Source organism: Nocardioides korecus, assembly GCF_054778395.1.
The window spans coordinates 155,718-170,359 of sequence record NZ_BAAGZO010000004.1 but is presented as its reverse complement, the minus strand read 5'-3'; the positions used below and the strand labels follow the sequence as shown (position 1 = coordinate 170,359).

The 14,642-nt window shown below is 74.0% G+C and carries 15 protein-coding genes; 8 read left to right on the top strand and 7 right to left on the bottom strand.

Features of this window, described 5'->3' with window-relative positions:
• Positions 1 to 39: 39 nt before the first annotated feature.
• Positions 40 to 471, top strand: a complete 432-nt coding sequence (locus ACYVDA_RS09245) for an organic hydroperoxide resistance protein (RefSeq protein ID WP_460817522.1) — start codon at positions 40 to 42, stop codon at positions 469 to 471.
• 205 nt (positions 472 to 676) lie between these two features.
• Here the strand turns inward: ACYVDA_RS09245 and ACYVDA_RS09240 are convergent, their stop codons facing one another.
• Genes ACYVDA_RS09240 through coaA form a run of 5 tightly spaced genes read right to left on the bottom strand, consistent with a single transcriptional unit; the run spans position 677 to position 5,561 of the window.
• Entirely contained in the window at positions 677 to 1,798 is a 1,122-nt protein-coding gene (locus tag ACYVDA_RS09240; protein ID WP_460817519.1) for a 5-methyltetrahydropteroyltriglutamate--homocysteine S-methyltransferase, read from the bottom strand.
• 47 nt (positions 1,799 to 1,845) lie between these two features.
• Complete coding sequence (locus ACYVDA_RS09235) at positions 1,846 to 2,898, bottom strand: aldo/keto reductase (protein WP_460817517.1); 1,053 nt, start codon at positions 2,896 to 2,898, stop codon at positions 1,846 to 1,848.
• A 30-nt stretch (positions 2,899 to 2,928) separates the two neighbouring features.
• Positions 2,929 to 3,573 (bottom strand): class I SAM-dependent methyltransferase, encoded by a 645-nt coding sequence (locus ACYVDA_RS09230; protein ID WP_460817515.1) that lies wholly within the window; start codon positions 3,571 to 3,573, stop codon positions 2,929 to 2,931.
• Between the two features lie 20 nt (positions 3,574 to 3,593).
• A complete protein-coding gene (locus tag ACYVDA_RS09225; RefSeq protein WP_460817512.1) occupies positions 3,594 to 4,541 on the bottom strand; it encodes a DUF389 domain-containing protein in 948 nt (315 codons plus the stop codon).
• Positions 4,542 to 4,601: 60 nt separating this feature from the next.
• Positions 4,602 to 5,561 carry a type I pantothenate kinase gene (coaA, locus tag ACYVDA_RS09220; RefSeq protein WP_460817511.1) on the bottom strand — a complete coding sequence of 320 codons (960 nt, stop codon included), beginning with the start codon at positions 5,559 to 5,561 and terminating at the stop codon, positions 4,602 to 4,604.
• A gap of 62 nt (positions 5,562 to 5,623) precedes the next feature.
• Here coaA and glmS point away from each other — a divergent pair, with 62 nt between their 5' ends.
• From glmS to tsaB, 7 genes are read left to right on the top strand one after another with little or no spacing between them, the layout of a single operon-like run.
• Positions 5,624 to 7,468, top strand: coding sequence for a glutamine--fructose-6-phosphate transaminase (isomerizing) (glmS, locus tag ACYVDA_RS09215; protein WP_460817509.1), 1,845 nt, complete (start codon positions 5,624 to 5,626; stop codon positions 7,466 to 7,468).
• 9 nt (positions 7,469 to 7,477) lie between these two features.
• The gene (locus ACYVDA_RS09210) at positions 7,478 to 7,828 is read left to right on the top strand and encodes a holo-ACP synthase (protein WP_460817507.1); all 351 of its coding nucleotides are present in this window, start codon (positions 7,478 to 7,480) and stop codon (positions 7,826 to 7,828) included.
• A gap of 27 nt (positions 7,829 to 7,855) precedes the next feature.
• Positions 7,856 to 9,229: an NAD(P)H-hydrate dehydratase gene (locus ACYVDA_RS09205; RefSeq protein WP_460817505.1), complete on the top strand. Its 1,374-nt coding sequence runs from the start codon at positions 7,856 to 7,858 to the stop codon at positions 9,227 to 9,229.
• A gap of 21 nt (positions 9,230 to 9,250) precedes the next feature.
• Positions 9,251 to 10,429: an alanine racemase gene (gene alr, locus ACYVDA_RS09200; protein ID WP_460817503.1), complete on the top strand. Its 1,179-nt coding sequence runs from the start codon at positions 9,251 to 9,253 to the stop codon at positions 10,427 to 10,429.
• Positions 10,429 to 11,511 (top strand): alpha/beta fold hydrolase, encoded by a 1,083-nt coding sequence (locus ACYVDA_RS09195; RefSeq protein ID WP_460817502.1) that lies wholly within the window; start codon positions 10,429 to 10,431, stop codon positions 11,509 to 11,511. Before alr ends, ACYVDA_RS09195 begins: the two co-directional genes overlap by 1 nt.
• On the top strand, positions 11,508 to 12,407 hold the full coding sequence (tsaE, locus tag ACYVDA_RS09190; protein WP_460817499.1) for a tRNA (adenosine(37)-N6)-threonylcarbamoyltransferase complex ATPase subunit type 1 TsaE: 900 nt from the start codon (positions 11,508 to 11,510) through the stop codon (positions 12,405 to 12,407). Before ACYVDA_RS09195 ends, tsaE begins: the two co-directional genes overlap by 4 nt.
• A 59-nt stretch (positions 12,408 to 12,466) precedes the next feature.
• Positions 12,467 to 13,096, top strand: coding sequence for a tRNA (adenosine(37)-N6)-threonylcarbamoyltransferase complex dimerization subunit type 1 TsaB (tsaB, locus tag ACYVDA_RS09185; RefSeq protein ID WP_460817497.1), 630 nt, complete (start codon positions 12,467 to 12,469; stop codon positions 13,094 to 13,096).
• On the opposite strand, the gene ACYVDA_RS09180 is transcribed toward tsaB, so the two are convergent.
• On the bottom strand, positions 13,089 to 13,790 hold the full coding sequence (locus ACYVDA_RS09180) for a hypothetical protein (RefSeq protein WP_460817495.1): 702 nt from the start codon (positions 13,788 to 13,790) through the stop codon (positions 13,089 to 13,091). The genes tsaB and ACYVDA_RS09180 overlap by 8 nt on opposite strands.
• A gap of 49 nt (positions 13,791 to 13,839) precedes the next feature.
• Positions 13,840 to 14,613, bottom strand: a complete 774-nt coding sequence (locus ACYVDA_RS09175) for a DUF1295 domain-containing protein (RefSeq protein ID WP_460817493.1) — start codon at positions 14,611 to 14,613, stop codon at positions 13,840 to 13,842.
• Between the last annotated feature and the right edge of the window lie 29 nt (positions 14,614 to 14,642).

The window sequence follows — 14,642 nt, the reverse complement described above, 5'->3', positions numbered from 1 at the left end:
CGACGGAACAACGCGGCCCGCGCGCCGGTTGGGCCCACCATGACCAACACACCCGAGAAGATCGTCTACACCGCCCGCGCCACCGTCACCGGCGGCCGTCAGGGCCACGCGACGTCCGAGGACGGGGTGCTGGACCTGGCGCTCACCGCCCCCAAGGAGACGGGCGGACCCGGCACCGGCACCAACCCCGAGCAGCTGTTCGCCGTCGGCTACGGCGCCTGCTTCCAGGGCGCGCTCGGCCTGGTGGCCAAGAAGCACGGCGTCGACGCCTCCGGCTCGACCCTCGACATCGCCATCGGGTTCGGCCCCGAGGGCGAGTCGTTCGCCATCACCGCCGACATCGTCGCCACCATCCCTGGCGTGGACGACGCCAAGGCCCAGGAGCTGGTCGAGGCCGCCCACGAGGTGTGCCCCTACTCCAAGGCCACGCGCGGCAACGTCCCCGTCACGGTGACCGGCAAGGGCGCCTGAGCGCGCCGTACGCCTGACCGGGCCCGGACGAGACCTCTCGTCCGGGCCCGCTGGCTGTCCGGGAGGTTGGGGTCCGCCGCACCCGAACCCGTGGCCACACTTTTGTGTAGCAGTTGCACCCGGATCTCGCGATCCTGCTGCATCCGCTACACAAATGTGTGGCCGCTGCGCTCCCTCAGCGGGACCAGACCGGCGCCAGGTCGGGTCAGCCCCAGACCTCCTGGGCCACCTCGACGACCAGCTGCAACTTGGCGATCTCGTCGTCCTGGGTGAGGTCGTTGCCCTCGACGGTGGAGGAGAAGCCGCACTGGGGGGAGAGGCAGAGCTGCTCGAGCGGGACGTACTTCGCGGCCTCGTCGATGCGGCGCTTGAGGTCGTCCTTGCTCTCCAGGACCGGGCTCTTGGTGGTGACCAGGCCGAGCACGACCTGCTTGCCCTCGGGGACGAATCGCAGGGGCTCGAAGCCGCCGGAGCGCTCGTCGTCGTACTCCAGGAAGAAGCCGTCGACGTCGAGCTCGCTGAACAGCGCCTCGGCGACGAAGTCGTAGCTGCCCGACGCGGCCCAGCTGGAGCGGTAGTTGCCGCGGCACATGTGGGTCGTGACGGCCAGGCCCGACGGGCGGTCCTTGAGCGCGGCGTTGATCTGGCGGATGTAGCGCTCGTGCTGGTGCTCGCCGTCGCCGCCCTTGGCCGCCACGCCGGCGCGCTGCTCGGGGTCGTTGAGGTAGGCCAGCGAGGTGTCGTCGAGCTGGAGGTAGGTGCAGCCCCGCTCGGCGATCATCCGCACCTGGTCGGCGTACGCCGCGGAGAGGTCGTCCCAGAAGGCGTCCTCGTCGGCGTACACGCTGGGATCGATCGCCGCCGTGCCGCCGCGGTAGTGGACCATGCTCGGCGAGGGGATGGTCAGCTTCGGCGTCATCCCCTCGGGCGCCACCGAGCGCAGGTGGTCGAAGGCCTCCCCGAAGATGGGCTCCTCGATCCGCACCGGCGCGTCCACCACCAGGCCGGCCGAGGTGAAGGACCGGTCCTCGCTGGCGTTGCGCATCTTGACCTCGAGCTGCTCCTCGGTGCGCCGCACGCCGGTGATGGAGTAGATGAAGTCCATGTGCCACGACGTGCGCCGGAACTCGCCGTCGGTCACCGTCTGCAGGCCCGCGTCGGCCTGGAGCCGCACCACGTCGGAGATGGCGGCGTCCTCGGCCGCGCGCAGGTCCTCGGCGCTCACGCTCCCGGCCTTGTGGCCCTCCCGGGCCTCGAGCAGCGCCTTCGGGCGCAGCAGGCTGCCGACGTGGTCGGCGCGGAACGGCGGGGTGGTGCGTGCGGTCATGGAGGTCCTCCTGGGAGCGGGTGGGCGGGTGCGGGCGTGGGGGCGGGTCAGGCGGTGCGGCGGCGACGCAGGAACGGGTCGTTCAGGGCGTCGGTGACGTAGCCGTTGTCCTGGTCGCCGACGTTGCTGCCCGGCGCGACGATCTCGTCGATCCGGTCGAGCACCTCGGTGCTCAGCGTCACCTCGGTGGCGCCGAGCTGGGTCTCGAGCTGCTCCATCGTGCGCGGGCCGATGATCGGCGCGGTCACGCCCGGGTGCTGGATCACGAAGGCCAGCGCGAGGTGGATCAACGTGAGGTCGTTCTCCTCGGCCAGCACCGCGAGCTGCTCGACGACGTCGAGCTTGGCCTGGTTGGCGGGGTTCGAGGTGTCGAAGCGCGCGGGCATCATCTTGGCGCGGTTGGTCTGCGGCGCCTCCTGACCCTGGCGGAAGCGGCCGGTCAGCCAGCCCCCGGCCAGCGGGCTCCACGGGATGACGCCCATGCCGTACTTCTCGGCCACCGGGAGGACGTCGCGCTCGATGCCCCGGTTCAGCAGGGAGTACGGCGGCTGCTCGGTGACGAACCGGCCGAGGCCCTTCCTCTCCGAGATCCACTGGCCCTCGACGATGCGGTACGCCGGGAAGGTGGACGACCCGAACGCGCGGATCTTGCCCTGGCGCTGCAGGTCGGTGAGCGCGGCGATGGTCTCGTCGTCGTCGGTGCCGGTGTCGGGCCGGTGCACCTGGTAGAGGTCGATCCAGTCGGTCTGGAGCCGCCGCAGGCTGTTCTCGACCTCCTGGACGATCCAGCGCCGCGAGTTGCCGCGCTTGTTGGGGTCACCGCCCGGCTCGCCCATCGCCACGTCCATCGGCCCGTGGAACTTGGTGGCCAGGACGACGTCGTCGCGCCGGCCCTTGAGCGCCTTGCCGACGATCTCCTCGGACTCGCCGCGGGAGTAGACGTCGGCGGTGTCGACGAAGTTGATGCCGGAGTCGAGGGCGCGGTGGATGATCCGCGTCGACTCGTCGTGGTCGGGCTCGCCCCAGGCGCCGAACATCATCGCGCCCAGGCACAGCGGGCTGACCTGCATGCCGGTTCTTCCGAGTCCTCTGTGGTCCATGCCACCCACCGTAGGACGCCGGGGAAGGGGCTAGCGCGCGGGCCCGTCCGCGGCCCGCGGCACCAGCACCGCGACCACGTAGTCGTCGGCCGGAGGCGCGAGGTCGTAGCCGCCGAAGACCTGCTGCACCACCAGGCCCGCCTCCGCCGCGTGGGCGGTGAGCTCGGCCGGCGCGTAGTCGCGGCTGTGCTCGGGCCCGTCGACCGGGTGGAACCCGACCAGCACGCGTCCGTCCTCGGCCAGCACCGAGGCCGCCGCCCGCAGCGCCGTCACCTCGGTGTCCTCGGCCAGGTAGACGAGCACGTTGCCGACGGCCACCACGAGGTCGTACGCCGCAGGCCGCCCCGCCTCGACCAGTCGCCGCGGCGACACCTCGAGCAGGTCGGCCTGGAGGACCGGCACCTCGGGGAAGCGCTCGCGGCTGATCGCCACCAGCGCGGGGTCCTTCTCGACCGCGGTCACGTCGTGGCCGCGCCGGCGCAGCGCGTCGGCCACCCGACCGATCCCCGAGCCGAGGTCCAGCACGCGGCCACCGCGGGGGAGCAGCACGTCGGCCAGCCGGGCCTCGCCGTCGACGTCCTCGCCGGCGTCGAGCGAGGCGGTGAAGTTCTGGACGTACGGCGTCTCCCGGGTGTCCGCGATCCGCTCCCAGCGGGTCGCCGGCGGTCCGCTCACCGGCTCTCCCTCCGGCCCGGTCATCGACCGAGCACCCGGGAGTGGTGCCGGCCCGAGGTGTGCCGCCACGCGAGCCGCTGCACGACCAGGGTGAGCGTGCCGGCGACGACGATCCCGAGCAGGTTGATCCCCAGCTGCACGAGCGCGGAGCCCGCCTCGGCCCAGATCCCGCAGGCCAGGCAGACCGCGACCGTCCCGACCGCGGGGATCGTGGTGATCGAGATGAACACCCCGACCAGCGGGCCCGACTTGCCGGTGGTCAGCGACAGGGTGCCGGCCACGCCGGCGAGCAGGGCCACCACGAGCGACCACGCGTCGGGGCTGACGATGAAGTCGGTCTGGGGCCCCGTGCCGGCCTGGGTGCGGGTGAACGCGCCGGCGGCGTACGCCACGGACCAGGCGGCGGTCGCGACCACCGTGGCGATCCCGAAGCCGGCGCCGAGCGCGACCAGGGCGCGGGGGAGCAGCGAGGGGCGGGGGTGGGCCAGGGCGAAGCAGATCGCGGCGATCGGCACGAACTCCGGACCCACGACCATCGCGCCCACGATCAGGATCGGCTGGTCCAGGATCCGCCCGGTGCCCGCGATCAGCGTGGCCAGGGTCATGAACGCCACGAACGCCCACGACAGCCGCGAGTCGTCGCGCAGCCGCTGCTCGACCGAGACCCACACGACCCCGTCGTCCGGGGCCCCCGGCGCCAGCTGCTCGGCCCGGGTCGCCTCGGTGGACAGGATCGTGCCGATCTCGTCGATGGTGATCGACCCGCGCTCCTCCAGGTCGAGCGCGCGCAGCCGTCCGACCACGCCGGTGGCGTTCTCGCGCGCCACGTCGGCCAGCACCAGGCACCCCACGGGGTCGCGGAACCCGCCGGGCACGACCGCCACGTTGGTCACGGTGGCGTCGCCGACCAGCAGGTCGGTGACCTCCTCGGTCAGGTCCGACGGGACGCGCAGTCGCAGGTGCAGCACGAGCGCCAGTGTGGCGCACCGGTCCGGCGACGGGCGCCAGCGCGCCCGCCCGCCCGGCGGTCAGAGCTTGCGGAGGCGCACCCAGCGCACCGAGTGGTCGTGGTCCTTGCGCAGGACCGCGTCGGCGCGGGCCCGGGTGGGCTGCACGTTCTGCTTCAGGTTGGGGCCGTTGATCTCGTCCCAGATCCGGTTGGCCTCGCTGACCGCCTCGTCGTGGGAGAGCGAGGCGTAGCGGGCGAAGTACGACGCGGGGTCGCGGAAGGCGGTCTCGCGCAAGCGCAGGAAGCGGTCGGTGTACCACCGCCGGATGTCGCTGGTGGCGGCGTCGACGTAGACCGAGAAGTCGAAGAAGTCGCTCAGCGCCAGCCCGGTCGAGCCGTCCTCGCGGGTCCGTGCGGGCTGGAGCACGTTGAGGCCCTCGATGATGACCACGTCGGGCTTGGCCACCACGACGCGCTCCTCGGGGACGACGTCGTAGACCAGGTGGGAGTACGTCGGCGCCTCCACCTCGTCCTTGCCGGACTTGATGTCGACCACGAAGCGCAGCAGCGCCTTGCGGTCGTAGGACTCCGGGAAGCCCTTGCGGGCCAGCAGCCCCCGCTTGCGCAGCTCGGCGTTGGGCAGCAGGAACCCGTCGGTGGTGACGAGGGCCACGCTGGGGTGCTCGGGCCAGTGGGCGAGCATCTGCTGGAGCACGCGGGCGGTCGTGGACTTGCCCACGGCCACCGAGCCGGCCAGCCCGATCACGAACGGTGTGCGCGGCGGCTGGCGCTGGTGCAGGAAGTCCTCGGTGCTGCGGTGGAGGTCGCCGGCCGCCTTGACGTGCAGGCTGAGCAGGCGCGACAGCGGGAGGTAGACCTCCTGGACCTCGCGCAGGTCCAGCTGGTCGCCCAGGCCCTTGACCCGCTCGATCTCCGCCGGCGTCAGGGGCTGCTCGGTGGCCCGCCCGAGCGCCGACCAGGCGGCCCGCTCCAGCTCGACGTACGGGGAGCTCTCGCCCGGGTGCGAGCCGTTCGACATGCGCGCCACCCTAGGGGCCAGGTGTCCGGACGGCGGCGCCGACCCGATCTAGACTCGCCCCCATGTGCGGAATCGTGGGGTACGTCGGCCACCAGCAGGCGCGTGACGTCGTGATCGAGGGGCTGCGGCGCCTCGAGTACCGCGGGTACGACTCCGCCGGGATCGCGGTCGTCGCGGACGGCTCCCTGGCCTCGGACAAGAAGGCCGGCAAGCTCGCCAACTTGGAGAAGGCGCTGGCCGAGCACCCGCTGCCGCCCTCCACCACCGGCGTGGGCCACACCCGGTGGGCCACCCACGGGGCCCCCAACGACGTCAACGCCCACCCCCACCAGGGGCAGCAGGGCCGCGTCGCGGTCGTGCACAACGGCATCATCGAGAACTTCGCGCGGCTGCGGGCCGAGCTCGAGGACGCGGGCCACGACCTGCTCTCCGAGACCGACACCGAGATCGCGGCCCACCTGCTCGAGGACGCGCTGACCGAGACCGGCGACCTCACCTCGGCGATGCAGGCGGTCTGCCGCCGCCTCGAGGGCGCGTTCACGCTGGTCGCCGTCGACGCCCAGGACCCCGACCGCGTCGTCGCCGCCCGCCGCAACTCGCCCCTCGTGGTCGGCCTGGGCGAGGGCGAGAACTTCCTCGGCTCCGACGTCGCCGCCTTCATCGAGCACACCCGCGAGGCCCTCGAGCTGGGCCAGGACCAGGTCGTCACGATCACCCGCGACTCCGTGGAGGTCACCGACTTCGACGGGTCGCAGGCCGAGGGCACGCCGTACCACGTCGACTGGGACCTCTCGGCCGCCGAGAAGGACGGCTACGACTGGTTCATGCGCAAGGAGATCTTCGAGCAGCCCCGCGCGGTCGCCGACGCGCTGCTGGGTCGCCACGACGGCAACGGCGCGCTCCAGCTCGACGAGGTGCGCATCACCGACGACGAGCTGCGCGACGTCGACCGGATCGTGATCGTGGGCTGCGGCACCGCGGCGTACGCCGGCCTCGTCGCGAAGTACGCCATCGAGCACTGGACCCGGATCCCCTGCGAGGTGGAGCTGGCCCACGAGTTCCGCTACCGCGACCCGATCCTGACCCGCAACACCCTCGTGGTGGCGATCAGCCAGTCCGGCGAGACCGCCGACACCCTGATGGCGATCCGCTACGCCCGGCAGCAGAAGGCCAAGGTCCTGGCGATCTGCAACACCAACGGCTCCACGATCCCGCGCGAGTCCGACGCGGTGATCTACACCCACGCCGGGCCCGAGATCGGCGTGGCCTCGACCAAGGGCTTCCTGACCCAGCTGGTCGCCTGCTACGTCCTGGGGCTCTACCTGGCCCAGGTGCGCGGGACCAAGTTCGGCGACGAGATCGCCGCCGTGGTCGCCGAGCTGGAGAAGATGCCGGCCCACCTCGAGCGGGTGCTGGCCGACGCCGAGTCGGTCTACGAGCTCGCCCGGTCCTACCTGGGCACGCGCTCGGTGCTCTTCCTCGGTCGCCACGCCGGCTTCCCGGTCGCGCTCGAGGGGGCGCTGAAGCTCAAGGAGCTGGCCTACATCCACGCCGAGGGCTTCGCGGCCGGTGAGCTCAAGCACGGGCCGATCGCGCTGATCGAGGAGGGCCTGCCGGTCTTCTGCGTCGTGCCGCCCCGCGGACGCGACCAGCTGCACGACAAGATGATCAGCGCCATCCAGGAGATCCGGGCCCGTGGTGCGCGCACGCTGGTGCTGGCCGAGGAGGGCGACACCGAGGTGGCGCCGTACGCCGACCACACGATCACGCTGCCCGTCGTCCCCACGCTCCTCCAGCCGATCCTGGCCACGGTCCCGCTCCAGCTGTTCGCCTGCGAGCTGGCCACCGTGATGGGCCACGACGTCGACCAGCCGCGCAACCTGGCCAAGTCGGTCACGGTCGAGTAGTCACCCTCCGTGATCGTCGGCGTCGGCACCGACCTCGTGCCGGTGGCCCGGCTCGAGGAGGTGCTCCGGCGCACCCCGACGGTGCGGGAGCGGCTCTTCACCCCCGCCGAGGCCGTGCTGCCGATCGAGTCCCTGGCCGCCCGGTTCGCGGCCAAGGAGGCGCTCAGCAAGGCGCTCGGCTCCCCGGACGGGCTGTCCTGGCAGGACGCGGAGGTCGTCGGCGGGTCGGGGCGGCCGCCCCGCCTCGAGACCCGCGGCACCGTCGCCGCCGCCGTCGCGGCCGCCGGCGCCACGACCATCCACCTGAGCCTGTCCCACGACGGCGGCCTCGCCCTGGCCTTCGTGGTGCTCGAGGGCTGAGCCCGCCCCCGGACTAGGTTGACGCCCATGAGGAGCGCGCACACGATCGAGCAGGTCCGGGCGGCGGAGGCCGCGCTGATGGCGACGCTGCCGGAGGGAGCCCTGATGCAGCGGGCCGCCTTCGGGCTGGCCGTGGCGGTCGCGGACCTCCTCGGCGGGGCGTACGCCGCCCGCGTGCTGCTGCTCGTCGGTCCCGGCGACAACGGCGGCGACGCGCTCTGGGCCGGAGCGGTCCTGGCCCGTCGGGGAGCCCACGTCGAGGCGCTGCTGCTGGCCCCGGCCTGCCGCGAGGACGGCCTGGCCGCGCTGCGCCGCGCCGGCGGGGTGGTCGTCGAGGCCGCCACGGCGCACGCACCCGACGTGGTCGTCGACGGGATCGTCGGCATCGGGGGACGACCGGGCCTGCGCGACGACGCCCGCGAGGCCCTCGCGCTGTTCCCCGAGGCGCCGGTCGTGGCCGTCGACGTGCCCTCGGGGGTCGACGTCGACTCCGGTCACGTGGAGGGGCCCCACGTCACGGCCGACCTGACCGTCACCTTCGGCACGCACAAGGTCGCCCACCTGGTCGACCCCGCGGCGATGGCCTGCGGCGTGGTCCACCTGGTCGACCTCGGGCTCGACCTGCCGACCGCCCCGGTCGAGGCGCTCCAGGGCCAGGACGTGGCGGCGCTGCTCCCGGTGCCGGGACCCTTCGACCACAAGTACCTCCGTGGGGTCGTCGGCGTCCGCGCCGGCTCGCAGACCTACCCGGGCGCCGCCGTCCTGAGCACCTCGGCCGCGGTCGCGGGCCTGGCCGGGATGGTGCGCTACCTGGGCTCGGCCACCGACGCCGTGCGCGCCCGCCACCCGGAGGTGGTCGCCGCGGCCGGCCGCGTGCAGGCCTGGGTGGTCGGCTCCGGCGGCGACAGCGACGCCGAGCAGGCGCTGGCGGACGCCCTCGCCGACGGGGTCCCGGTGGTCGTGGACGCCGACGCGCTGGTCCACGTCGAACCCGGCAGCGGCACCCTCGTGCTGACCCCGCACGCCGGCGAGCTGGCGCGGATGCTCGAGGTGGAGCGCACCGAGGTCGAGGCCGACCAGCTCGGGTTCGCCCGCCGCGCCGCCGCGGCGTACGACGCGGTCGTGCTGCTCAAGGGCCGCCGCACGATCGTCGCCCGGCCCGACGGACGGGCCCGGGTCACCACCAGCGGCGTGCCCTGGCTGGCCGTCGCGGGCGCCGGCGACGTGCTCGCCGGGCTGATCGGGGCGCTGCTGGCCGCGGGCCTGGACCCGTGGGACGCCGCCTCGTGCGGGTCGTGGCTGCACGGCGCCGCCGCGGCGCTGGCCAGCGACGGCGGGCCGCTCACCGCGAGCGAGGTCGCGGCGGCCGTGCCGCAGGTGGTCCGAGGCATCCTCGCCTGAGTAGGGGAGGATGGGCGCGCCATGGACAGTGACGCCGCCCCTCCCACGCCCGCCCAGGCCGAGGTCGTCGTCGACCTCGCCGCGATCGCGGGCAACGTGCGGGTGCTGCAGGACCTCCTCAGCGAGGGGGCCGAGGGCACGCCGCCGGCGCTGATGGTGGTGGTCAAGGCCGACGCCTACGGCCACGGGATGCTGCCCGTGGCCCGCACGGCGCGCGCGGCCGGGGTCCCCTGGCTCGGGGTCGCCACCGCCGAGGAGGCGCTCGCCCTGCGCGAGGGCGGCGACGACGGACGGCTGCTGTGCTGGCTGACCGCGCCCGGCACCGACGTCGCCCCGCTCGTGGCCGCCGACGTCGACGTCACCGCCTCCGGCGTGGCCCAGGTGGAGGACGTGGCCCGCGCCGCGGCCGAGACGGGCCGGTCCGCCCGGCTCCAGCTCAAGTTCGACACCGGGCTGTCGCGCAACGGGGCCCCGCGCGAGGAGTGGCTGGCCCTGATCACCGCCGCCCGGCACGCCGAGCTCGAGGGCCAGGTGCAGGTGACCGGGCTGTGGTCCCACCTGGCCTGCTCCGACGAGCCCGACCACCCCGCCAACGCCGCCCAGCTCGAGGCCTTCACCGAGGCGCTGACGCTGGCGCAGGACGCGGGCCTGAGGCCCGAGGTGCGCCACCTGGCCAACTCGGCCGGCGCGCTGCTGCACCCGGCGATGCGGTTCGACCTGGTGCGGGTGGGCATCGCGGCGTACGGCCTGAGCCCGGCGCCCGCGGTCGTCACCTCCGCCGAGCTCGGCCTGACCCCCGCGATGACGGTGCGCGGCACCGTGGTCGCGGTCAAGGAGCTCCAGGCCGGCGACGGGGTCTCCTACGGCCACACGTACGTCGCCACCGGGCCCGTGCGCGTCGCCCTCGTGCCCCTGGGGTACGCCGACGGCGTGCCGCGCGCGGCCAGCTCGCGGGCCGAGGTGGAGATCGACGGGATCCGCTGCCCGGTGCTGGGCCGGGTCTGCATGGACCAGTTCGTCGTGGCCGCCCCCGACGCGCGGCCCGGCGACCAGGTGGTGCTGTTCGGGCCGGGCACCCGCGGCGAGCCGACCGCCACGGACTGGGCGCGCTGGTGCGACACCATCGACTACGAGATCGTCACCCGCACGCGAGGGCGCCACGTGCGCACCTGGGTCGGGGAGCAGGGGGAAGAGGACTGATGGGCAAGCGGCGATCACTGGCGTACGCCGCCGGCGGCCTCGGCGCGACCGCGCTGGCCGCCCTGGCCACCGGCGTCGTGGTGGAGAAGAAGATCGTGCGGCAGCGCCACGCCGGTGCGGCCGCAGCCGACCGGCTGGGCAGCCTGCACTCGACGCCGGTGGAGATCACCTGCGACGACGGTGTCGTGCTGCACGGCGAGGTCGACGAGATCGCGCCGTACGACAACGGTGACGAGCACGACGACGACGACCTGACCCTGGTCTTCGTCCACGGCTACTGCCTCAACCTGGACTGCTGGCACTTCCAGCGCGAGGCCTTCCGCGGCAAGCACCGGATGGCCTTCTACGACCAGCGCAGCCACGGACGCTCGGGTCGCTCCGACCGCGAGCACGCCTCCATCGACCAGCTCGGCGACGACCTCGCCGTGGCCCTGCGCACCCTCGCCCCGCACGGACGCGTGGTCCTGGTCGGGCACTCGATGGGGGGCATGTCGATCATGGCCTTCGCCGAGCGCCACCCCGAGGTGTTCGCCGACCGCGTCGACGGGGTCGCGCTGATCGCCACGACCGCCGGTGGCCTGCGCCCGCACCGCACGCTCAGCCGCTGGATCCCCGACGGCCTGGGCCAGCTGCTCACCCCGCGCGTGGTCGCCACCCTGGCCCGCGCGCCCGAGCTGGTCGACTCCGCGCGCCGCTCGGGCTCCAACCTGGGGTTCGTGATGGCCGACCTGTTCGCGTTCGGCCGCAAGGACGTGCCGGCGGCCGAGGTGGAGTTCCTCGACGAGATGCTGGCCGGCACCTCCTTCGACGTGATCGCGGAGTTCTTCCCGCACTTCTCCACCCTGGACAAGTTCGCGCAGCTGCACGCCTTCGCCGGGGTGCCGACGGTGATCGTCTGCGGCACCAAGGACCGCCTGACCTCGATCGACCACAGCCGCAAGATGGCCGACCTGCTGCCCACCGCGACCCTCGTGGAGTGCAAGGACGCCGGGCACATGGTGATCTTCGAGGCCCGCGACGAGGTCGACGAGGCCCTCGAGGAGCTGGTCCGGCGGGCCGTGGAGCGGGGGGCGGCGGCATGAGCACGACCGAGATCCTGCTCGTCGACGGCTCCCGAGCCCAGGAGTCGCTGGAGCTGATCCACGCGGCCTTCCGCGACCGTCCGGTCCTCGACCCGCCCGCGACGGCGCTGGAGGAGACCCTGGAGTCCGTCCGGGCCGCCCTCGACGCCCACGGCGGCCTGCTCGTGGTCCACGACGGCCGCCCCGTCGGCACGCTGCTCCTGGAGCCGCGGGGCCGGATGCTCGGGCTGCGCCGGGTCGGGGTGCTGCCGACCGTGCGCGGTCTCGGCGTCGCCGCCCAGATGTCGACGCGCGCCCGCGAGCTCGCCGAGGAGCGGGGGTACGCCGGCCTCGAGCTCGAGGCCCGCGTCGAGCTGCCCCGGACCGTGGAGTTCTGGCGCCGGCAGGGGTACGTCGAGTCGGCGCGCGAGGGCCACCGGCTCACCATGCTGCGGCTGCTCCCGCTCGAGCGCACGCTGGTCACGCCCGAGGACACCCGCGCGTTCGGCGCCCGCCTGGCCGGGGTGCTGCGCCCCGGTGACCTGGTCATCCTCAGCGGCGACCTGGGGGCCGGCAAGACCACCCTGACCCAGGGCATCGGCGAGGGGCTCGAGGTGCGTGGCCACGTCACCTCACCCACCTTCGTGATCGCCCGGGTGCACCCGGCGCTGGCCGGCGGGGCCGCGCCGTCGCTGGTGCACGTCGACGCCTACCGCCTCGGCGCGGCCGCCGAGCTGGACGACCTCGACCTCGACACCGACGTCGACGAGGCCGTCACGGTCGTCGAGTGGGGGGAGGGGCTGGCCGAGGCGCTGTCCCACGACCGGCTCGAGATCACGCTCTCGCGCGCCGACGACGACGTCCGGACCCTGCGCCTGACCCCGGTAGGCACCCGCTGGCGCGACCTGGACCTGTGACCGCTCCCCGCGCCCGCCCCGGGCCCTGATCCGTCCTGGGGTCGCCTAGGCTCGGCCTCGTGCTGCTCGCCTTCGACACCGCCACCCCGCACGTCACCGTGGCCCTGCACGACGGCACCTCCGTGGTGGCGACGTCGGCCTCGCAGGAGTCGATGCGCCACGGGGAGATGCTGGCGCCGGGCATCGACCAGGTCCTGCGGGAGGCCGGCGCGACCGTGCGCGACCTGACCCGGATCGCGGTCGGGGTCGGCCCCGGTCCGTTCACGGGCCTGCGGGTCGGCCTGGTCACCGCGCGCACGCTGGCCTTCGCCCTCGACCTGGAGGTCGTCGGGGTCTGCACCCTCGACGTGCTCGCCGCCGAGGCCCAGGACGCCGGGCTCGACGAGGTGGTCGTGGCGACCGACGCGCGCCGCAAGGAGGTCTACCTGGCGGCGTACGCCGGGGGAGTGCGGGTGCGCGGCCCGGAGGTCGTCAAGCCGGTCGACGCGGCCACCGGCACCCCGGTCGTGGGCCGGGGCGCGCTGCTCTACCCCGAGCACTTCCCCGACGGGCGCGCTCCGGAGCACCCCTCCGCGGCGGTGCTCGCCGACGGGGTCGTCGGCGGCCGGTTCGAGCTGCTCGACCCCGAGCCGCTCTACCTGCGTCGCCCCGACGCCGTCGAGCCCGGCAAGCCCAAGCGCGTCAGCTGACGGCCGGCGTGCGACCGCGCCGGGCCGAGCGCACCGCCAGCAGCGCGACCACGACCGGCGAGACCAGCCCGACGTAGCCCGGCCACGCGTCGGCGGCCACGAGCGCGATCCCCGCCCAGACCCCCACGTCGCCGACCGTCGTCCGGCCGGTGGCGACCAGCGCCTCCCCGACCAGCCACAGGGCGAGCCCCACCCAGGTCAGGGTCCCGAGGAGCCCGACGGTGAAGACGGTGATCTGCAGCGGCAGGGAGACCAGCCAGAGGGCGGCGACGGCGACCGGTGGGGCCACGTCGAGCAGGGGGCGGGTGCGGCCTGCCCCGCCCCGCAGGGTGTGCAGCACGGCCCACAGCAGCGCCAGCACGCACGGCAGCCACACGAGCGTGTCGGTGGTCCGGGATCCCGCGTCGGGCCAGGTCATCGTCCAGTCGGGTCCGGACCCCACCTGGGAGACCGATCCGGTCCACCCCTGCCTCGGGAGCGGCGACGGCAGCACGCGGATCAGCACCAGGCAGAGGACGGCCACGGCGGCCGTGGCGCCGGCCCAGGTGCGGGAGGCGGTCGCCCCGGGGGACCACCCACGACGGCGACCGGCGAGCCGCACGGAGGTGACCACCGCGGTCACGCACAGCAGGCTGAGGACGGCGACCAGCACGAGCGAGCCGGTCCCGATGGCGAAGCTTGCCCCCGAGTTCACCCCACGACCCTAGGAGATGTCGGACCCCCGCCACCCGGGTGGGTGACGACTAGACGGCGGCCCTCCGGCGGGGCGGCAGGGGCACGAACATCGACGTGCGGGCGGCGTACTCGGGGTAGCCGGGGCGCTGCATCATCGTGCGCTCGAGCAGCCGGGCGCCGGTGGCGAAGACCAGGAAGTAGGTCATCAGCACGGGGGCGAAGATCGTCACCAGCCCGATCCAGCCGCCGCCGAGGCCGACCAGCCAGATCCCCCACCACACGCAGGCGTCGCCGAAGTAGTTCGGGTGCCGGGTGAAGCGCCACAGCCCGGTCTCCATGACCGGGGGGCGGGACTCCCTCGGCCGTGCGCGGTACGCCGAGAGCTGGGCGTCGCCGACGGTCTCGAAGACCATCCCGACGACCCACACCAGCACGCCGAGCCAGACCAGCGGGGCCCACCGGGTGGGCGTCACGGCGGCGACCTGCACCGGCAGCGAGACGACCCACATCGCCAGGCCCTGGGTCAGGAAGACCCGGGTGACGGCGTAGGAGAAGGGCTTGCCGTCCAGCAGATCGGCGTACCGCGGATCCTCCTCGCCCCAGGCCAGCAGGCGGCGCCCGGTGTGCCAGGCCAGGCGCAGGCCCCACACGCCGACCAGCACCAGCAGCAGCCACCGGACGCCGGCGCTGCCCACCAGGGCCGAGGTCAGGGCGACGACGACGAAGCCCAGGCCCCAGGTGGCGTCGACGACGACGACCCGACCCAGGCGGCGGGCCAGCAGCGCCGTGGCCAGCATCAGGACGGTCACCGCGACGAGCGAGGCCAGGAGGACGGTCAGCACGTGCGGAGTCTTCCACCGTCTCGAGCGGG